Consider the following 20335-nt stretch of genomic DNA (forward strand, 5'->3'; position numbering starts at 1 on the left):
TGACTCCGCCCCCTTGCTGCACGGCGTTTCGCGCCGGTCGACCGTTCTCGCACCATCCCGCTGTTTTTCATTGACGCTGTTTTTCATTGACTCGTCGGCTGATTACTGCCATGTCCCAGTTCTTCCGGCTTCATCCAGAAAATCCGCAGCCACGCCTCGTCAAACAGGCGGTGGAGATCATCCGCGACGGCGGTGTGATCGCCTTGCCGACCGATTCGAGCTATGCGCTCGCCGCGCGCATCGACGACAAGCACGCGGCCGAGCGCCTGCGCCGCATTCGCGGGCTCGACGAAAAGGCGCTGCTTTCGTTGATGGTGCGCGACCTGTCCGAACTCGCGAACTTCGCCATGGTGGACAACCGCCAGTACCGGCTCATCAAGTCGGTGACGCCGGGGCCGTACGTATTCGTGCTGGTCGCGACGAAGGAAGTGCCGCGGCGGCTCTCGCATCCGTCGCGCAAGACGATCGGCCTGCGCGTGCCCGGGCATCCGATTCCGCTTGCGATTCTCGAAGAACTGGGCGAGCCGCTGCTCGCCTCCACGCTGATCCTGCCGCCCGACACCGAGCCGCTCAACGACCCGGAAGAGATTCGCGAACGCCTCGAAAAACAGCTCGATCTCGTGATCGACGGCGGCGCGTGTCCGTGCGAACCGTCCACCGTGATCGATCTTACGGGCGAAGAGCCGGTGCTCGTGCGGCCGGGGCGGGGCGCGCTGGCGCCGTTCGGCATCGCAGAAGAAGAAGCGTGAAGGACCCTGCGCGGCATGAACGAGGCCTGAGCGCATCGACGCATTGATACAATAGCCCGCCATGGAAGCCAATCTGATTCAGACGATCGTCGTCTACGCGTTGCCCGTGATCTTCGCGATCACGCTGCACGAAGCCGCGCACGGCTACGTCGCGCGCATGCTCGGCGACAACACCGCGTACGTGCTCGGCCGCGTCTCGTTCAACCCGATGCGCCACATCGACCCGATCGGCACGATCGCGATGCCGCTCGTGCTGTATTTCCTGACGAACGGCGCCTTCGTGTTCGGTTACGCGAAGCCCGTGCCGATCGCCTTCAGCAATCTGCGCAATCCGCGCTGGGGCACGCTGTGGGTCGCGGCGGCCGGCCCGCTGTGCAACTTCGTGCAGGCCATCGTATGGGGCGTGTTCGGCGTGGGTCTCGCGGTGTTCGGCGTGGATGAACCGTTTTTCACGCGCATGGCCGCCGCCGGCGTGGGTGTGAATCTCGTGCTCGGCGTGCTGAACCTCTTTCCGCTGCCGCCGCTCGACGGCGGCCGCGTGCTCGGGGCGCTTTTGCCCACGCGCGCGAGCATTGCGCTCGCCCGTATCGAGCCCTATGGTTTCATCATCGTGATGGGGTTGCTCGTGAGTGGCATCTTCACGCGATTCTGGCTGCGCCCGCTTGTAAGTCTAGGTTACGACGCGGTCACCGCCATCCTTACCCCACTTGTATCGCTCCTTTCATAACATCATGTTCCCAGACCGTATCTTCTCCGGCATGCGGCCCACCGGGTCGCTGCACCTCGGCCACTATCACGGCGTGCTGAAAAACTGGGTGCGCCTGCAGTCCGAGTATCCGTGCTTCTTCTGCGTGGTCGACTGGCATGCGCTCACCACGCACTACGAAACGCCGGATGTCATCGAGAAGAACGTGTGGGACGTGCTGATCGACTGGCTCGCCTCGGGCATCGATCCGAACCAGGCCACGCTGTTCATCCAGAGCCGCGTGCCCGAGCACGCCGAACTCGCGCTGCTGCTCGGCATGAGCACGCCGCTGTCCTGGCTCGAACGCGTGCCGACCTACAAGGAGCAGATCGAGAAGCTGCGCGACAAGGACCTCGGCACGTACGGCTTCCTCGGCTACCCGGTCCTGATGGCCGCCGACATTCTGCTGTACCGCGCCTCGCTCGTGCCGGTCGGCGAAGACCAGGTGCCGCACGTGGAAATGGCGCGCGAAATGGCGCGGCGCTTTAACTACATGTACGGCCGCGAGCCGGGCTTCGAAGAGAAGGCCAACGAAGCGGCGAAGAAGCTGGGCGGCAAGCGCTCGAAGCTCTATCACGAGCTGCGCAGCGCCTATCAGCAGGAGGGCAACGAAGAGGCGCTCGAACAGGCCCGCGCGATGCTCTCGGAGTCGCAAAGCCTGTCGATGAGCGATCGCGAGCGTCTGTTCGGCTACCTCGAAGGCTCCCGCAAGATCATCCTGCCGGAGCCGCAGGTGCTGCTCACCGAAGCCTCGCGCATGCCGGGCCTCGACGGCCAGAAGATGTCCAAGTCGTACGGCAACACCATTGGCCTGCGCGAAGACGCCGAGTCGATCACGAAGAAGGTCCGCACCATGCCGACTGATCCCGCACGCGTGCGCCGCACCGATCCGGGCGACCCGGACAAGTGCCCGGTGTGGCAGCTCCACCAGGTCTATACCGACGAGCAGACGCACGACTGGGTCCAGAAGGGCTGCCGTTCGGCGGGCATCGGTTGCCTGGAATGCAAGCAGCCGGTGATCGAAGGCATTCTGCGCGAGCAGCAGCCGATGCTCGAGCGCGCGCAGAAGTACATGGACGACCCGTCGCTGTTGCGTGCAATCGTCGCGGACGGTTGCGACAAGGCGCGCAAGTTCGCCAACGAAACCATGCGCGACGTGCGCGAGGCCATGGGCCTCTCGTACAACTGACCCGGCCGATGACGTCGACGTCTGCCGCCGGTTCGCTGGCCCACGGGCTTTCCGAACCTTCGCGCTGGGTGCGCCGCTGGGCGCACCTCATCGCGGCCGGCGGCACCGTGCTCGACGTGGCCTGCGGCGCGGGACGGCACGCGCGATGGCTCGCGGCGCGAGGTCATCCGGTCGCGGCGCTCGATCGCGACGCGGCGGCGCTTGCCACACTGAAGGATGTGGCGGGCGTCGCAACCGTGGAGTGCGACCTCGAAGGCGCGCCCTGGCCGCTCGCGGCGCACGCCTGCTTTGCGGCCGTGGTCGTCGCGAACTACCTGCATCGACCACTCATGCCCCGTCTCATCGAGGCGCTCGCGCCGGGCGGCGTCCTGATCTACGAGACGTTCGCGCAGGGCAACGAGACTGTCGGAAAGCCATCGAATCCGGCTTTCCTGCTCGCGCCGGGCGAATTGCTGGCGGTCTGTACGCCCGCGCTGCGGGTTATCGCCTATCAGGACGGATTTCTTTCGCAGCCGCGTGAGGCGTATATTCAGCGCATCTGCGCCGTACGGGAAAAAACGCCCTCAGCGTCCTCCGAAAGAGCCGGTAATCTACCGGAGAACCAGGTCCTACCCGTAGCGCGTTACGATCTGACCGGCTAATCCGCTACAATCGCGGTTTAACCGACTCATTTTTCTGGCGTTTCATGGCTAACGGCACTCAGGACGGCATTACGCTGCAAGGCAGCATTCCCGCGATCGTCACCCCCATGCACGAGGACGGCAGTCTCGATCTGCCGGCGTTCCGCAAACTGATCGACTGGCACGTGCAAGAGGGGACGGATGCTCTCGTGGTCGTCGGAACGAGCGGGGAGTCCGCCACGCTTGACGTCGAGGAACACATCCTGATGATCCAGACGGCGGTCGAGCATGCCGCCGGCCGCATGCCGATCATCGCCGGTGCGGGCGGCAATTCCACCGCCGAAGCCGTCGAACTCACGAAGCACGCAAAGGAAGTGGGCGCGCACGCGTCGCTTCAGGTCGTACCCTATTACAACAAGCCGACCCAGGAAGGCATGTACCGTCACTTCGCGAAGATCGCGGAGGATGTGGATCTGCCGGTCATCCTCTACAACGTCCCGGGCCGTACGGTCGCGGACATGGCGAACGAGACCATCCTGCGTCTGGCCGAAGTGCCGGGCATCATCGCGGTGAAGGAAGCGACGGGCAATATCGACCGCGCCGCGCACCTCATCAAGCATGCGCCGGACGGCTTCAGGATTTTCAGCGGCGACGATCCCACGGCGATCGCGCTGATGCTGCTCGGCGGCCACGGCAACATTTCGGTGACCGCGAACGTCGCGCCTCGCCAGATGAGCGACCTGTGCAAGGCCGCGCTGGCCGGCGACGCAAAGGCGGCGCGCGCGATCCACATGAAGCTGTTGTCGCTTCACAAGAACCTGTTCATCGAATCGAATCCGATTCCGGTGAAGTGGGCGCTGCAGGAACTCGGCCGCATCGAAGGCGGCATCCGACTGCCGCTCACGCCGCTCGACGCGCGCTACCACGACGTGGTGCGCACCGCGCTGCGCGAAGCCGGCCTGGCTGGCTGATTCGATCAGCCAGCCGCCGATTTTTCAACCGACGCCGCCACGGCCCAACCGCCCAATCACTGAAAGACCTCGGACCGAACCCGGACCCAACGTCTCGCAGAGCAAGGCTTAGCGTTCCCGTATCACGAAGGCCCACATGAAACGTTCCGCTTTTTCCCTCCACGCAACCCGCATGGCGGTGCTGGCGCTTGCACTCGGCTCGCTCGCAGGCTGCGAGTCGCTGAACGACATGTTCGCGTCCGATCGCGTCAACTACAAGGACACGCCGAGCGCGCCGCCGCTGAATGTGCCGCAGGACCTGTCGTCGGCGCCGAACGACCAGAAGTATGTCGCGCCGCCGCCCACGGTCACGCTTGGCGGCGCCGCGCAGCGCACGGTCACGCCGGCCGGCAACGCCACGCTCGGCGTGCCGGATGCGCAGGATCCGTTCGGCATGCACGTGGAGCGCGACGGCGACCGCCGCTGGCTCGTGGTCGACGGCCGCTCGCCTGACGACGTCTGGCCGCAGTTGCAGGAATTCTGGACGGAAAACGGCTTCACGCTGACGACCGACTCGCCGTCCACCGGCATCATGACGACCGACTGGGCCGAGAACCGCGCCAACATTCCGGACGACTGGTTCCGCCGCACGATCGGCCGCGTGATCGACTTCGCGTACTCGTCGGGTACGCGCGACCGCTTCCGCGTACTGGTTTCGCGCGGTCCGGACGGTCAAACCGATATCTCCGTCACGCATAACGCGATGGAAGAAGTGCTGACGGGCCAGGACAAGACGGGCTCGAAGTGGGTGGAGCGCCCGCGCGACCCGGCGCTCGAAGCCGCGTTCCTCGCGAAGATCATGCAGAAGTTCGGCCTGACCGACGCGCAGTCCAAGCAACTGCTGACCGATGCGCGCCCGTCGACGGCCGGCGTCAAGGTCGCCGCCGGTCCTGACGGCACGACGCTCGACCTGCCCGAAGCGTTCGACACCGCGTGGCTGCGCGTGGGCCTCGCGCTCGACCGCACGAACTTCACGGTCGACAACCGCGACCGCGAGAAGGGCCTCTACTACGTGCGTTACGCCGACTCGATGCAGGAACTGAAGGGCGACGGCCTGCTCGGCAAGCTTTTCTACAATCCGAAGAAGGCCGCGAAGGATCAGGGTCCGGAATACGTCGTGGCGGTTCGCTCGACGGGCAATTCGACCCAGGTTGCCGTGGTGGACCCGAACGGCCGTATCGACACCTCGTCGGACGCGCAGCGTATCGTCTCCGCGCTCCACGCGCAGTTGAACTGACGTGCGCTGACATGCGATTTGCGAGCCTCGGCAGCGGCAGCGAGGGCAACGCACTGGTCGTAGAAGCAGGCAGCGGCACGACGCCCACGCGCGTGCTGCTCGACTGCGGATTCTCAGCGAAGGAAGTCGAGCGCCGCCTCGCCCGCGCGGGGCTGGCCGCCGACTCGCTCACCGCGATTCTCATCACCCACGAACACAGCGATCACGTCGGCAGCGCGCTTACGCTGGCGCGCCGCTGGTCGATTCCGCTTTACATGAGCTGGGGCACGGCGCAGGCCGTGGGCGCCGACGATGCTGCGGGCGTCGAGCTTAACGTGCTGTGGGGCGACGAGACGGTCGAAATCGGCGAACTCGGCGTGTTGCCCTACACGGTGCCGCACGACGCGCGCGAACCGTTGCAATTCGTGTTCAGCGACGGTGCGAGCCGGCTCGGCGTGCTCACCGACGTCGGCGAATCGACGCCGCATATCGGCGCCGTGCTGAGCGGTTGCGACGCACTGGTGCTCGAATGCAACCACGACCTCGCGATGCTTGCGGCGAGCCGCTACCCGGCGTCGCTCAAGGCGCGTATTGGCGGGTCGCATGGTCACCTGAACAACGAGGCGGCCGGAGGGATTCTCGCGGCGCTCGATCGTGCGAAGCTGCGGCACTTGATTGCCGCGCACCTGAGCCAGCAGAACAATACGCCGGAGCTTGCGCGCGCGGCGATGGCCGCGGTTCTCGGAAACGCAGCGACGGAAATCGGGGTGGCTTCGCAAGCTGAAGGCTTCGCCTGGATTGCACTCTAGGTTCCAGCGTTCAGACGAAAAAAAGCCCATGACGAAAGTCATGGGCTTTTTGCTTGGCGGGGCGAGAATCTCTTCATCCGGCCCCGTGAGGGTTTGATTACAACTTAGTTCCGGTTGCCGCCGAAGATGCCGAGGATGGCGAGCAGGTTGGTGAACACGTTGTACAGGTCCAGATAGATCGCGAGAGTGGCCGAGATGTAGTTCGTCTCGCCGCCGTTCACGACGCGCTGGACGTCGAACAGCATGTAGGCCGAGAAGATCGCGATGGCGAGCACCGAAACCGTGAGCATCAGCGCGGGCAGTTGCAGGAACATGTTCGCGACGCCGGCGAGCAGGATCACGATCACGCCCATGAAGAGCCACTTGCCGAGGCCCGAGAAGTCGCGCTTGCTGACGGTGGCGATGGTGGCCATGGCGGTGAAAATGATGCCGGTGCCGCCGAATGCGAGCATGATGAGCTGCGGGCCGTTCGAAAAGCCGAGGATGAACGAGAGCAGGCGCGAGAGCATCAGGCCCATGAAGAACGTGAAGCCGAGCAGCACGAACACGCCGACCGAGCTGTTCTTGGTGCGCTCGATGGCGAACATGAAACCGAACGCGATCGCGAAGAACGCTAGCAGGCTCATGGCCGGGCTGGTGGCGGCAAAAAGCGAGAAGCCGGTCGCGACGCCCACCCACGCGCCGAGCACCGTCGGCACCATCGACAGCGCGAGCAGCCAGTAGGTGTTGCGCAGTACGCGGTTGCGGGTCTCCGCCGAGGTGACGGTGCCGCCGCGGCCGAAGTTATAGGGATACTCGTTCATGCTTTCTCCTTGCGTGAGACGCGTGGGTGAGGGTGCGCAGGTGCGCGGTCCGCTCCCCCATAAGATAAGTGTGCCGACCCAGAGTTTCAACGGGTTGCCACACAGTTTCCGTTATGTTTGCACCGCGGTTCGCACAGCGGGTTACCCAGATTATGCCGCCAATCTTAAACCTCTCTGAAAGGTACGCCAACGCGGCGCCCGATGCCCGGTTTGAGCGCGCGTGCCCCGGATTGATGGCTTATGAGGGTTCAATCGCAATCATACATGGGAACATGCTACAATTGCGGATTCATTTAAATCTGTAACCTCTTAATTTTCTGGAGTTTTTATGGCGATCGAACGCACCCTGTCGATTATCAAGCCGGACGCAGTGGCGAAGAATGTGATCGGCCAGATCTACAGCCGCTTCGAAAACGCTGGTCTGAAGATCATTGCCTCGCGCATGGTTCACCTCTCGCGCGCCGACGCCGAGAAGTTCTATGCTGTTCACGCAGCGCGCCCGTTCTTCAAGGACCTCGTCGATTTCATGATCTCGGGTCCGGTCGTGATCCAGGTTCTGGAAGGCGAGAACGCTATCCTGAAGCACCGCGATCTGATGGGCGCAACCGATCCGAAGAAGGCTGAGAAGGGCACGATCCGCGCCGATTTCGCCGACAGCATCGACGCGAACGCCGTGCACGGTTCGGACGCCGCTGAAACGGCTGCCGTGGAAGTCGCGTTCTTCTTCCCGCAAGTCAACGTCTACTCGCGCTAAGCACGCGCGAGCAGGCTGCAGTAGTAGCATAGGGTCGCGAACGGCGATGACGCTCACCGTCCAGCCCCCGCTTCCGCGTAATTGCGCAGGCAGCAGGGCACCGCGGGCGGTGAGCGCGCTCTCGCACTGAAATGGCAGGATTCGACATGACGAGCAGTTCCACCGTCAACCTTCTCGATCTCGACGCCCAAGGGCTCGTCGCCTATTGCGAGAGCCTGGGCGAGAAGCCGTTTCGCGCCAAACAGCTTCAGCGCTGGATCCATCAGTACAACGCCGCCGATTTCGACGGCATGACGGATCTCGCCAAATCGCTGCGCGAGAAGCTCAAGGGGCGCGCCACCATCGGCATGCCCGGCATCATCAGCGACAACGTTTCCTCCGACGGCACGCGCAAATGGCTTGTGGACGTCGGCAACGGCAACGCGGTCGAAACCGTGTTCATCCCCGAAGACAACCGCGGCACGCTGTGCGTGTCGTCGCAGGCGGGATGCGCGGTCAATTGCCGGTTTTGCTCCACCGGCAAGCAAGGTTTTTCACGCAATCTCACCACCGCCGAGATCATCGGCCAGCTACGCATGGCGGAGTTCGCCCTGCGTGCCTCGCTTCTGGGCGCGGCAGGCGGGCGCGCGACCGGCGGTGACGGCAAGGGCGAGCGCGTCATCACGAACGTCGTGATGATGGGCATGGGCGAGCCGCTTCTGAACTACGACGCGGTCGTGCCCGCCATGCGCCTGATGCTCGACGACAACGCCTACGGCTTGTCGCGCCGGCGCGTCACGCTCTCCACGTCGGGCGTCGTGCCGATGATGGACCGTCTCGGGGCCGAATTGCCCGTGGCGCTGGCCGTCTCCCTGCATGCGCCGAACGACGCGCTGCGCGACGAACTCGTGCCGCTCAACCGCAAGTACCCGTTGCGCGAGTTGATGGCGGCGTGCCAGCGTTACCTGGAAGTCGCGCCGCGCGACTTCATCACGTTCGAGTACTGCATGCTCGACGGCGTCAACGACACCGAAAAGCACGCGCGCGAATTGCTCGCCGTGACGCGGGACGTGCCGTGCAAGTTCAATCTGATCCCGTTCAATCCGTTCCCCGAGTCGGGCTTGCTGCGCTCGAAATCGGACCAGATCAAGCGCTTCGCGCAGATTCTGATGGATGCGGGCGTGGTCACGACCGTGCGCAAGACGCGCGGCGACGACATCGACGCGGCCTGCGGGCAGCTCGCCGGCGAGGTGCGGGACCGCACGCGCCTGGCCGAGCGTATGGGCCGCAGCGCGGCCAAGGTCATCGAAGTACGGCCGGTTCAGCACTGAACCGGCATGAGGAGGGCCCACGGCGGCGCGCGGGGGAAACGCGCGGCCGTGGGCAGTAGCACAAGAAACGTTGCAGAAGCGATCGGATGCGGCCAAAGGTCTCACGGCTGGCCGCGCATTTTGTTATAAACGGTCTGCGAATCGGATAGAGGCGAGGCGGGACGCGCCCCACCGGTTCCAGTATTGAAAAGAATCGACGCAAGGACTTTGGGATGAGCGAGCCGCAGCACCCTTTCGGGACAGACGGAACCGACAGCAGCGCAGGTCGTTCGGCGCCGGGCGCGACGCCTTCGCCGGTGCAGGCATTGCCCGACACGCTGGCCGCCGCCGGCGCGCGTCTCGCGCAGTTGCGCGAGGCGAGGGGTTGGGCGATCGAAGATGTCTCGGCGCGCCTGAAAGTGGCGGTGTCGAAGCTGCGCGAACTCGAAGCGGGCGATACCAGCCATCTGCCGGACACGACGTTCGCGCTCGGCGTGGTGCGCGCCTACGCGAAGTTGCTCGGCGCCGATCCCGCGCCGTTCACGCAGGCGCTGCGCCGCGAGCGCGGCATTGCGCAGCCGGATCTGTCGATGCCCGCTTCGGCTGGCTCCGATCTGCCGCGTGGCCGCGTCTCGCTCTCGCTCGGCGGCGGTGGCGCGCGTGCTCCGCGCCGTCGCGCCTCCTGGCTGTGGGGTGTGGCGCTCATCGTGATCGCGGTGCTGGCTATTTCCATGTGGCACACGAATAGCGGCGAATCGTCGGTGTGGTTTGCCCGCCTGAAGGCGATGGCGAACGGCGCGAGCGCGCAGCCGGGCGCGTCGTCGCCCACGGTGACGCAGGGCGTGGCGACCGGTAGCGGTGGCGCGTCGGCTGTCGAAGGCGCCGATCAATCCGCGGCGCCCCAAGGCGACGCAAACGATGCGGGCGAGAACGCCAATGCCGCGCCCGATCAGGGTGCCGGGGCGAGCGCGCCGCAGGCTGCGCAACCGGCGCCGCAAGCCGCACAACCGGCGCCGCAAGCCACGAAGCCCAACGCTGCGAGCGCAGCGCAGGCTGCGGCCGTTGCCAACGCGGCAAGCGCCGCGCACGCGCAGGCGGCGAGCGCGGCGGCTGCCCAGAACGCGGCGGCCGACAGCGGCGCGGATACCTCGACGTTCGCGATCCGCGTGACGCAGGACACCTGGGTCAGCGTGCGCCAGAAGGATGGCAAGGAAGTTTTCTCGGGCATGATCCATGGCAGCGACGCACGTGAGATCACCGGCACCGAGCCGCTCAAGATCACTGTGGGCAACAAGGCCGGCATCGAGTCGATGACCATCGACGGCCAGCCGGTCGACACGTCGAAGTACGCGTCGGCGCGCGGCAATGTCGCGCGCTTCGTGCTGCCCTGATCAAGACATGGCATGCGTCGCGGCCAGGCAAGTCTCGTTGCCGGCCGCGACGCTTTTTCAACGCTTATTCAATTCACGCGGTGCCGCCGCCTATCCGTTCGCGAAAAGCAGTTCGCGAAAAGCGGTTGGCGAAAAGCACGCGTGAGGCGTAAATGGGTTTTTCGATGCAAAGCGAAACGCAATCCTCGACAAGCAACAGTCAGATCTGCTCGACCGAACCGGTCCTCGGCGGCCACGCGCCGCGCCGCAAGTCGCACGCCGTGCATGTGCGCTGGGGCGGCCAACTGGTGACGATCGGCGGCGACGCGCCGGTGCGCGTGCAGTCGATGACCAACACCGACACGGCGGACCCCATCGGCACCGCCATCCAGATCAAGGAACTCGCGCAGGCGGGCTCGGAACTGGTGCGTATCACGGTCAATACGCCGGAAGCGGCGGCGGCCGTCCCGCACATCCGCGAGCAGCTCGACCGCATGGGCGTGATGGTGCCGCTCGTCGGCGACTTCCATTACAACGGCCACCTGCTGCTGCGCGACTATCCCGCCTGCGCGGAGTCGCTCTCGAAGTACCGCATCAACCCGGGCAACGTGGGTCAGGGCGCGAAGCGCGATACGCAGTACGCGCAGATGATCGAAGCGGCCATCAAGTACGACAAGCCCGTGCGTATCGGCGTGAACTGGGGCAGCCTCGACCAGGACCTGCTCGCGCGCATGATGGACGAGAACGGCGCGCGCAAGACGCCGTGGGAAGCGCAAAGCGTGATGTACGAAGCGCTCATCCAGTCGGCCATCGGCTCGGCGGAACGCGCGGTCGAACTGGGCCTTGGCCGCGACAAGATCATCCTGTCGTGCAAGGTGAGCGGCGTGCAGGACCTGATCGCCGTGTATCAGGAACTCGCGAAGCGCTGCGATTTCGCGCTGCATCTGGGCCTCACGGAAGCGGGCATGGGCTCGAAGGGCATCGTCGCTTCGACGGCGGCGCTTTCCGTGCTGCTCCAGCAGGGCATCGGCGACACGATCCGCATCTCGCTCACGCCGGAACCCGGCGGCGCGCGCACGGGCGAAGTCGTGGTCGGCCAGGAAATCCTGCAGACCATGGGCCTGCGCTCGTTCACGCCGATGGTCATCGCGTGCCCGGGCTGCGGACGCACGACCAGCACGCTGTTCCAGGAACTGGCTTCGCAGATCCAGGGTTATCTGCGCGCGCAAATGCCGGTTTGGCGCGACGAATATCCGGGCGTCGAGACGATGAACGTTGCCGTGATGGGCTGCATCGTGAACGGCCCGGGCGAATCGAAGCACGCGAACATCGGCATCAGCCTGCCCGGTTCGGGCGAGAACCCGGCGGCGCCGGTGTTCATCGACGGCGAGAAGGTGAAGACGCTGCGTGGCGAGCGTATCGCCGAAGAGTTCCAGCAGATCGTGAGCGACTACGTCGCGCGCAAGTACGGCAACGCCGAAGCGACGAACTGAGCCACGCGCTCGATCCGCTCGCAGCTACAACCGAATAAAGCCAATACGCAACGCAATGACTGAACAAAAACGCAAGCCCGAAAAGCTCACGGGCGTGAAGGGCATGAACGACATCCTGCCGCAGGAGGCAGGGCTGTGGGAATTCTTCGAAACCACGGTGAAGTCCATGCTTCGTTCGTACGGCTATCAAAACATCCGCACGCCGATCGTCGAGCATACGCAGCTCTTCACGCGCGGCATCGGCGAAGTGACCGACATCGTCGAGAAGGAGATGTACAGCTTCACCGACGCGCTCAACGGCGAGAACCTCACGCTGCGTCCCGAAGGTACGGCCGCTGCCGTGCGTGCGTCGATCGAGCACAACATGCTCTACGACGGTCCGAAGCGCCTGTGGTACATCGGCCCGATGTTCCGTCACGAGCGCCCGCAGCGCGGCCGCTATCGCCAGTTCCACCAGGTGGGCGTCGAGGCGCTCGGCTTCGCGGGTCCCGATGCGGACGCCGAAATCATCCTGATGTGCCAGCGCCTCTGGGACGATCTCGGTCTCACCGGCATCAAGCTCGAGATCAACTCGCTTGGCGTAGCTGAAGAGCGCGCTGCGCATCGCGTCGAACTCATCAAGTATCTCGAGCAGCACGTCGATCTGCTCGACGAGGACGGCAAGCGCCGCCTGTACACGAACCCGCTGCGCGTGCTCGACACGAAGAATCCCGCGCTGCAGGAGATCGCGGACAAGGCGCCGAAGCTGATCGACTTCCTCGGCGAGGCCTCGCTCGCGCACTTCGAAGGGCTGCAGCGCATCCTCAAGTCGAACAACATTCCGTTCAAGATCAACCCGCGTCTCGTGCGCGGTCTCGATTACTACAATCTGACCGTGTTCGAATGGGTGACCGACAAGCTCGGCGCGCAGGGCACGGTCGCGGCGGGCGGCCGTTACGATCCGCTGATCGAGCAACTGGGCGGCAAACCCACGGCGGCGTGCGGCTGGGCCATGGGCATCGAGCGCATTCTCGAACTGCTCAAGGAAGAAAACCTCGTGCCGGAAGAAGATGGTTGCGACGTCTACGTCGTGCACCAGGGCGAGGCTGCGCGCGAGCGGGCGTTCATCGTCGCGGAGCGTCTGCGCGACACGGGCCTCGACGTTATTTTGCATTGCAGTGCCGATGGTCAGAGCGCGAGCTTCAAGTCGCAGATGAAGCGCGCGGATGCGAGCGGCGCGGCGTTTGCCGTGGTGCTGGGCGAGGACGAAGTAGCGCGGGGCGAGGCCGGTGTGAAGGCGCTGCGCGGCACGGCCGCCCAGACCCGCAGCGAGCAACAAACGGTAGCGCTTGAGGACTTGACCGAATATCTGATCAATGCGATGGTTGCATCCGCCGAAGACGGCGACGACTAAAAAGGGCCGCCTCGCCACGGCTGCCCGCGTTGCCACGCATTGGAAAACAGGCTTCAGAATAAACGAGGAATCGCTACGCGATGAGTTACCACGACGAACAGGAATCGATCGAGAGCTTCAAGGCATGGTGGGGGCAGTGGGGTAATGCCACTACGTGGGTCGTGCTGATCGTTCTGCTCGCGCTCGCTGCGTGGAACGGCTGGAACTTCTGGCAGCGCCGCCAGGCGGCGGAAGCCTCCGTGCTGTACGACCAGGTGCAGCAAGCCGCGAACAGCGGCGACAAGGCCATGCTCACGCGCGTGGCGTCCGACATGGAAGACCGCTTCGGCGGCACGGCATACGCGCAGATGACGGCGCTTGGCGTGGCCAAGGCGCTCTATATGACGGGCGATACGGCGGGCGCGAAGGCGCAGTTGCAATGGGCCGCCGATCACGCGAAGGACGACGAATTCCGTCAGATCGCAAAACTGCGTCTCGCTTCGCTGCTGCTCGACGAAAAGGCCTACGATCAGGGCCTCGCGCTGATCCCGCAGCCCGATTCGGGTCCGTTCAAAGGCATCGTCGCCGACGGCCGCGGCGATTTGCTGGCTGCGGCCGGCAAGCGCGACGACGCGCGCGCGGCCTACAAGGTGGCGCTGGATAGCCTGCCGAAGAGCGACGCCTCCGAGCGCCAGTTGATCCAGTTCAAGCTGGACGCGCTCGGCGGCTGAGTTGCCGCCCGGATTGCAGCCCAGATTGTGAAGCGTGCCGAGCGTGCGCGCAGCATTGCGAAACTATTCAAACCAACTTCATTCATGCGTCGTTCACCGATGAATCTGCTGAAACGAACCGTTGTGCCCGTCGCTATCGCGATGACCGTCCTGGCTCTCGCAGCCTGCTCATCGACGAAAGACGTGCGCCGCGTGCCGGTGCCGCTGACCGAATTCAAGCCGGCGCTGGACGTCCAGCAGGTATGGAAGGCGAGCGTCGGCAAGGCCGGTCGCTACCTGTTCTCGCCGGTCGCCGTGGGCGACGCCGTCTACGCGGCGGGCGAAAACGGTTCGGTCGCGAAGATCGACGCGGCTTCGGGCAAGGACATCTGGCGCACGAAGCTCAAGGACGACCTCTCGGCGGGCGTGGGTAGCGACGGCAATCTCACGGCTGTCGGCGGCCTGAAGGGCGATGTCTACGTGCTCGACTCGAACGGCAAGCTCTCGTGGCAGGCCAAGGCGCCGGGCGAAATCATCTCGCCGCCGCTCGTCGGCAACGGCCTCGTGATCGTGCGCACGATCGACGGGCAGATCGTCGCCTTCAACGCTCAGACGGGCGAGCAGAAGTGGATCTATCGCAACCGCGCGGTGCCGCTGAATCTGCGCGTGTCGTCGGGCATGACGTTCGCGGGCGATCAGGCCGTGCTGGCCGGTTTCCCCGGCGGCTCGTTCGCGGCGATCAACCTGCAAAGCGGCGACGCCTTCTGGGAAACGCCGGTTTCGTACCCGAAGGGCGTGACCGAGGTCGAGCGGATCAATGACGTGAGCGGTCCGCCCACGCTGGTCGGCGCCACGACCTGCGCGGTCACGTTCCAGGGCCAGCTTGGCTGCTTCGACGCAAACTCGGGCCGTCCGATGTGGCAAAAGGCGTTCTCGAGCACGAGCGGTATCGCGCAGGACGAAACGACGGTGGTGGGCGGCGACGACTGGTCGGTCGTGAAGGCCTTCAGCGTGTCGACGGGCGAGCCGGCCTGGACGAATGAAAAGCTCAAGAGCCGCGACGTGAGCGTGCCCGCATTGCTGGGCCACGCGGTCGTGCTCGGCGACTTTGAAGGCTACGTGCATTTCCTCTCGCTCGACGACGGCAGCTTCGTCTCGCGCGTGAAGACCGACGGCAGCCCGATCACGGCTGCGCCCGTGCTCGCCGGCAACACGCTGGTCGTGCAAACGAAGGACGGCGACCTGTACGGCCTGCGTCCGCATTAAGCGCATTCGTTGCGGCGGCACCTTCGGGGCGCGCCGCAGATGCGGCGCTCCGACGCATGCAGATGCGCGAGGCGCCGGAGCCGGCAGGTTCCGATGGCTCATTCGCTGGCCGGCTCAAGCCGGCCATGCGCATTCTGGAACGGCGGCGCGCACGACCCGCCGTTCACCCGCTGTTCACCCGCGGTTTATCGTTACCGCCGCCTGGCGGTTGCGCGGCGCCAGCCCCGGGCGCCTTGCGTTTTCGGCTCGGGGTCGCGGCCCCGCCCGTGAATTTCGTGATAATTTGCAACTGATGCAGCCCCGCAGGCGCAGGGCTTGCCGCGCAGCGCGCCGGACTCTCCGGCGCTGCGCCTTACTGTAGAAAAGATCAGATGAAACCCGTAATCGCCCTCGTCGGGCGCCCCAATGTGGGGAAATCCACGCTGTTCAACCGGCTCACGCGTTCGCGCGATGCGCTGGTGGCCGACCTGCCTGGCCTCACGCGCGACCGCCACTACGGTGAAGGGCGCACGGGCGACCGCGCGTATCTCGTGGTCGACACCGGCGGCTTCGAACCCGTCGCCAAGGACGGCATTCTTCATGAAATGGCGCGCCAGACGCGCCAGGCAGTGGAAGAGGCCGATATCGTCGTGTTCATTTGCGACGGCCGCAACGGCCTCGCGCCCCAGGACAAGCACATCGCCGATTACCTCCGCAAGACGGGCCGGCCGATCTTCCTCGTGGTGAACAAGGCCGAAGGCATGAAGTACAGCGCCGTGGCCGCCGACTTCTACGAACTCGGTCTCGGCGACCCGCGCGCGATTTCCGCCGCGCACGGCGACGGCGTGACGGAAATGATCAACGAGGCGCTCGAACAGGCGTATGCCGACCAGCCCGAGGAAAGCGAAGAGGACGCCGCGAAGCACGGCATCAAGATCGCGATCGTCGGACGCCCGAACGTGGGCAAGTCGACGCTCGTCAATACGCTGATCGGCGAAGACCGCGTGATCGCGTTCGACATGCCGGGCACGACGCGCGATTCGATCTATGTGGATTTCGAGCGCAACGGCAAGAAGTACACGCTGATCGACACGGCCGGCCTGCGCCGCCGCGGCAAGGTGTTCGAAGCGATCGAGAAGTTCTCGGTGGTGAAGACGCTGCAGTCGATCGCCGACGCCAACGTGGTGATTCTGCTGCTCGATGCGCAGCAGGAAATCTCGGACCAGGACGCGCACATCGCGGGCTTCGTGGTGGAGCAGGGCCGCGCGCTCGTGGTAGGCGTGAACAAGTGGGACGGCATGGACGACCACGCGCGCGAGCGCACCAAGCACCACCTGCAACGCAAGCTGAAGTTCCTTGACTTCGCGGAAATGCGCTTCATCTCGGCGACGGAGAAGTTCGGCATCGGCCCGCTGATGCGCTCGGTGGACGACGCCTATGCCGCCGCCATGGCGAAGCTGCCCACGCCGAAGCTCACGCGCGCGCTCATCGAAGCCGTGGAGTTCCAGCAGCCGCGCCGCCGCGGCCCTGTGCGCCCGAAGCTGCGCTACGCGCACCAGGGGGGACAGAACCCGCCGATTATCGTCATTCACGGCAATGCGCTCGACGCCGTGACGGAGACCTACAAGCGTTATCTGGAGAACCGTTTCCGGGAAACTTTCTCGCTCACCGGCACTCCATTGCGCATAGAGTTTCGCTCGTCGACGAATCCCTATACAGAGAAGTAACCAGGCTGTTGGCGACCAGCGTTCGCTACCCCGCAAAGGCCGCCTGGCCGAACCGCCAGGAACCGCGCGGGGGAACGAGAATCAGCTATAGTGTAGCGATTGGTGGTGGATTTCTTTTTCTTCATCCCAATATAAGTTAAACCTGCAAAAAAATACGGAGTTTGCTATGAGCAACAAAGGGCAATTGTTACAAGACCCGTTTCTAAACGCGCTGCGCAAGGAGCACGTGCCTGTTTCGATCTATCTGGTCAACGGCATCAAGCTTCAAGGGAACATCGAATCGTTCGACCAGTACGTCGTGTTGCTCCGTAATACGGTTACGCAAATGGTTTACAAGCACGCCATCTCCACGGTGGTTCCGGCCCGTCCGGTGAACTTCCACCCGGATACGGAAGCGTCCTGACCCATGACGCGGCCGGCCCGGGGCGCCTCGCAGGCAGCTCTGGTCCGGCCGCTTTCATTTTGACATCCTCTAATTTGATCAACGCCGCACTCGTCGGCATCGACTTCGGCAAGACCGACTTCGAAGCCAGTCTCGAAGAACTCAGCCTGCTCGCCAAAAGCGCGGGCGCCAGTCCCGTCGTCACGCTCACCGGTCGCCGCTCAAGCCCCGATGCCGCCATGTTCATCGGCAGCGGCAAGGCCGATGAACTGCGTCTCGCCTGTGAAGCGAACGACATCGAAATCGTCATCTTCAATCACGCGCTGTCGCCCGCCCAGCAACGTAATCTGGAGCGCGCGCTCAATCGCCGTGTGGTCGATCGCACGAGCCTCATTCTCGACATCTTCGCCCAGCGCGCCCGCAGCCACGAAGGCAAGCTGCAGGTGGAGCTCGCGCAACTGCAATACCTCGCCACGCGCCTCGTGCGCGCCTGGACTCACCTCGAGCGCCAGAAGGGCGGTATCGGCTTGCGCGGCCCCGGTGAAACGCAGCTCGAAACCGACCGTCGATTGATCGGCGAGCGAATCAAGATGCTTCAGGGCAAGCTTGCGAAGCTGCGTCGCCAGCACGGCACGCAACGGCGTCAGCGCGAGCGCACCCGCACGATGTCGGTGTCGCTCGTGGGCTATACGAACGCCGGCAAGTCCACGCTCTTCAACGCGCTCACGAAGGCGCAGGCCTACGCGGCCGACCAGTTGTTCGCGACGCTCGACACGACCTCGCGGCGCCTCTGGCTCGGCGACGAAGTGGGGCAGATCGTGCTGTCCGACACTGTCGGTTTTATCCGCGAGTTGCCTCACCAGCTCGTCGCCGCGTTTCGCGCGACGCTGCAGGAAACGGTTCAGGCCGACCTGCTGCTGCACGTGGTCGACGCGTCGAGCGCCGTGCGCCTCGACCAGATCGACCAGGTGAACGGGGTGCTGCACGATATCGGGGCGGACACGATCCGTCAGGTGCTGGTCTTCAACAAGATCGACGCCGTGCCCGAACTGGCGGCCCGCGGCGGAACGGTCGAGCGTGATGAATATGGTAATATTTCGCGCGTCTTTTTGAGCGCACGCACGGGTGTCGGACTTGACGCGCTGCGCTCCGCCATCGCCGAAATCGCGACTGCCGAGCCGCTTGCCAATGCGTCGCAGTCCCTGGCCGCAGACTGGAGCGCGGTGCAGGAAGAACCTCGCCGGGAACCCGAACACGAGCGCTGAAGCGCGCCCGGCGTTGTCTTGCACGCAAGGCCGGCCCGGCAGCTCAGATGGAATCCGCACGCAATTGACCCGCTGTCTACTCTGGTGAACGAACACAGGTGAACGATTACAACAAGCGGACTGGCTGGCAGCGCGCACGCGCCATTTTCTCGCTGAACGACCCGCGTTGGGGTCGGGGCGACGGCAATGGCCAGCGCTCTGACGACGGGCGCCGCCCGTCGGGCAATAACGGCAACAAGGGCGGCAACGGCGACAAGGGCGACGGTCCGCCGGATCTCGACGAAATGTGGCGCGACTTCAACCGCCGCGTGTCCGCTTTGTTCGGCCGCAAGGGCAAGGGGCCGGGCGGCTTCGGGCCGCGCCCGGACAATGGCCAGGGCGCGCGCATCGGCGTGGGCATCGTGCTCGGCGTGCTCATTGCGATCTACGTGGGCAGCGGCGTGTTCGTCGTCCAGGAAGGCCAGGCCGGCGTCGTGCTGCAGTTCGGCCAGTATCGCCACACGGTGGGCCAGGGCGTGCACTGGCGCATGCCGTATCCGTTCCAGACGCATGAAATCGTCAACGTCGGTCAGATCCGCACGGTCGAGATCGGCCGCACCAACCTCGTGCGCCCGGCGAACGTGAAGGACGCGGCGGTCATCACGCACGACGGCGACATTCTCAACGTGCGCCTTACCGTGCAATACCAGGTCAAGCAGCCAACCGACTACCTGTTCCGCAGCGTCGATCCCGACCTCACGGTCACGCAGGCGGCGCAGGCGGCGGTGCGCACCGTCGTCGGCGCGCGCAGCACGAACGACATGCTGTATGCAGACCGCGAGCCGATTCGCGCCCAGCTTGCCGACTCGATCCAGCACGCGCTCGACGAATATAAGACGGGCCTCGGCGTGACCGGCGTAACGATCCAGAGCGTCTCGGCGCCCGATCAGGTGCAGGCGGCGCTCGACGACGAAGCGAAGGCCCGCCAGGACCGCGACCGCGCGAAGCGCGATGCGCAGGCCTATGCCGACCAGTTGCTGCCGCGCGCACAGGCCGACGCCGCGCGTCTCATCGACGAAGCCAAGGCGTACAGCGAGCGCGTGGTTTCGCAGGCGCAAGGCGACGCGCAACGTTTCACGCAGGTCTACGAACAATATGCGAAGGCGCCGGCTGTGATTCGCGAGCGCATGTATCTCGAGACGATGCAGCACATCTATTCGAATGCGACGAAGGTGTTCGTCGACAGCAAGTCGGGCAACAACGTGATTTACCTGCCGCTCGACAAACTCGTCGACATGACGCGTCAGCGCGCCGCCGTGGCGGCGGGCGCAACGGGCGCGGCTGCGGCCTCCGCCTCGGGCGCTGCTGCTGTTGGCGGCGCCGCGGCAGGCGCGGCTTCGGATGCCAACGCGGCTTCCGCGCCGGCAGCCGGCAGCGACGCACAGCCCGTTGTTCAGCCGACTGTTCAACCGACTGTCCAGCCGGGCGTCCAGCAGCAGGGCGCCGCTCCCGCCACCACGGCCAGCGACGCGGCTGCCGCCGCGAGCGACGCCTTCCGTTCGCGCGATGCGTTCCGCTCGCGCGGCCGCGAAAGCGACGTGCAATAAG

Annotated in this window: 19 protein-coding genes; 18 read left to right on the top strand and 1 reads right to left on the bottom strand. The window is 65.0% G+C overall.

The window, feature by feature from the left end:
- Positions 1 to 110: 110 nt before the first annotated feature.
- The 7 genes from U5768_RS07520 (at position 111) to U5768_RS07550 (ending at position 6338) form a co-directional block, all read left to right on the top strand.
- Positions 111 to 749, top strand: coding sequence for an L-threonylcarbamoyladenylate synthase (locus U5768_RS07520; protein WP_322029761.1), 639 nt, complete (start codon positions 111 to 113; stop codon positions 747 to 749).
- Positions 750 to 810: 61 nt separating this feature from the next.
- Positions 811 to 1476 carry a site-2 protease family protein gene (locus U5768_RS07525; protein WP_322029762.1) on the top strand — a complete coding sequence of 222 codons (666 nt, stop codon included), beginning with the start codon at positions 811 to 813 and terminating at the stop codon, positions 1474 to 1476.
- A 4-nt stretch (positions 1477 to 1480) separates the two neighbouring features.
- On the top strand, positions 1481 to 2683 hold the full coding sequence (locus tag U5768_RS07530; protein ID WP_322029763.1) for a tryptophan--tRNA ligase: 1203 nt from the start codon (positions 1481 to 1483) through the stop codon (positions 2681 to 2683).
- Positions 2684 to 2691: 8 nt separating this feature from the next.
- Positions 2692 to 3324 (top strand): class I SAM-dependent methyltransferase, encoded by a 633-nt coding sequence (locus tag U5768_RS07535; RefSeq protein WP_322029764.1) that lies wholly within the window; start codon positions 2692 to 2694, stop codon positions 3322 to 3324.
- 44 nt (positions 3325 to 3368) lie between these two features.
- On the top strand, positions 3369 to 4274 hold the full coding sequence (gene dapA / locus U5768_RS07540; RefSeq protein ID WP_322029765.1) for a 4-hydroxy-tetrahydrodipicolinate synthase: 906 nt from the start codon (positions 3369 to 3371) through the stop codon (positions 4272 to 4274).
- Positions 4275 to 4410: 136 nt separating this feature from the next.
- Positions 4411 to 5550, top strand: a complete 1140-nt coding sequence (bamC, locus tag U5768_RS07545) for an outer membrane protein assembly factor BamC (protein WP_322029766.1) — start codon at positions 4411 to 4413, stop codon at positions 5548 to 5550.
- 11 nt (positions 5551 to 5561) lie between these two features.
- On the top strand, positions 5562 to 6338 hold the full coding sequence (locus tag U5768_RS07550; RefSeq protein ID WP_322029767.1) for an MBL fold metallo-hydrolase: 777 nt from the start codon (positions 5562 to 5564) through the stop codon (positions 6336 to 6338).
- A 104-nt stretch (positions 6339 to 6442) separates the two neighbouring features.
- Here U5768_RS07550 and U5768_RS07555 read toward each other — a convergent pair whose 3' ends face one another.
- Positions 6443 to 7141 (bottom strand): Bax inhibitor-1/YccA family protein, encoded by a 699-nt coding sequence (locus U5768_RS07555; RefSeq protein ID WP_322029768.1) that lies wholly within the window; start codon positions 7139 to 7141, stop codon positions 6443 to 6445.
- A 328-nt stretch (positions 7142 to 7469) separates the two neighbouring features.
- Here U5768_RS07555 and ndk point away from each other — a divergent pair, with 328 nt between their 5' ends.
- The 11 genes from ndk (at position 7470) to hflK (ending at position 20334) form a co-directional block, all read left to right on the top strand.
- Entirely contained in the window at positions 7470 to 7895 is a 426-nt protein-coding gene (gene ndk, locus U5768_RS07560) for a nucleoside-diphosphate kinase (protein ID WP_133181406.1), read from the top strand.
- A 146-nt stretch (positions 7896 to 8041) separates the two neighbouring features.
- Positions 8042 to 9205, top strand: coding sequence for a 23S rRNA (adenine(2503)-C(2))-methyltransferase RlmN (rlmN, locus tag U5768_RS07565; protein ID WP_322029769.1), 1164 nt, complete (start codon positions 8042 to 8044; stop codon positions 9203 to 9205).
- A 212-nt stretch (positions 9206 to 9417) separates the two neighbouring features.
- Positions 9418 to 10575, top strand: coding sequence for a RodZ domain-containing protein (locus U5768_RS07570; protein ID WP_322029770.1), 1158 nt, complete (start codon positions 9418 to 9420; stop codon positions 10573 to 10575).
- Positions 10576 to 10739: 164 nt separating this feature from the next.
- Entirely contained in the window at positions 10740 to 12047 is a 1308-nt protein-coding gene (gene ispG / locus U5768_RS07575) for a flavodoxin-dependent (E)-4-hydroxy-3-methylbut-2-enyl-diphosphate synthase (RefSeq protein ID WP_322030056.1), read from the top strand.
- Between the two features lie 55 nt (positions 12048 to 12102).
- Positions 12103 to 13440: a histidine--tRNA ligase gene (gene hisS, locus U5768_RS07580; protein WP_322029771.1), complete on the top strand. Its 1338-nt coding sequence runs from the start codon at positions 12103 to 12105 to the stop codon at positions 13438 to 13440.
- Positions 13441 to 13520: 80 nt separating this feature from the next.
- On the top strand, positions 13521 to 14150 hold the full coding sequence (locus U5768_RS07585) for a tetratricopeptide repeat protein (RefSeq protein ID WP_322029772.1): 630 nt from the start codon (positions 13521 to 13523) through the stop codon (positions 14148 to 14150).
- A gap of 99 nt (positions 14151 to 14249) precedes the next feature.
- Positions 14250 to 15395 (top strand): outer membrane protein assembly factor BamB, encoded by a 1146-nt coding sequence (gene bamB / locus U5768_RS07590; protein ID WP_322029773.1) that lies wholly within the window; start codon positions 14250 to 14252, stop codon positions 15393 to 15395.
- Between the two features lie 371 nt (positions 15396 to 15766).
- Positions 15767 to 17101: a ribosome biogenesis GTPase Der gene (gene der / locus U5768_RS07595; protein WP_322029774.1), complete on the top strand. Its 1335-nt coding sequence runs from the start codon at positions 15767 to 15769 to the stop codon at positions 17099 to 17101.
- A gap of 166 nt (positions 17102 to 17267) precedes the next feature.
- Positions 17268 to 17504, top strand: a complete 237-nt coding sequence (hfq, locus tag U5768_RS07600) for an RNA chaperone Hfq (protein WP_027793540.1) — start codon at positions 17268 to 17270, stop codon at positions 17502 to 17504.
- 74 nt (positions 17505 to 17578) lie between these two features.
- The gene (gene hflX / locus U5768_RS07605) at positions 17579 to 18748 is read left to right on the top strand and encodes a GTPase HflX (protein ID WP_322029775.1); all 1170 of its coding nucleotides are present in this window, start codon (positions 17579 to 17581) and stop codon (positions 18746 to 18748) included.
- Between the two features lie 98 nt (positions 18749 to 18846).
- Positions 18847 to 20334 carry an FtsH protease activity modulator HflK gene (gene hflK / locus U5768_RS07610; RefSeq protein ID WP_322029776.1) on the top strand — a complete coding sequence of 496 codons (1488 nt, stop codon included), beginning with the start codon at positions 18847 to 18849 and terminating at the stop codon, positions 20332 to 20334.
- The last annotated feature ends 1 nt before the right edge of the window (position 20335 follow it).

The organism is Paraburkholderia sp. J76 (assembly GCF_905220295.1).
GTDB lineage: Bacteria > Pseudomonadota > Gammaproteobacteria > Burkholderiales > Burkholderiaceae > Paraburkholderia.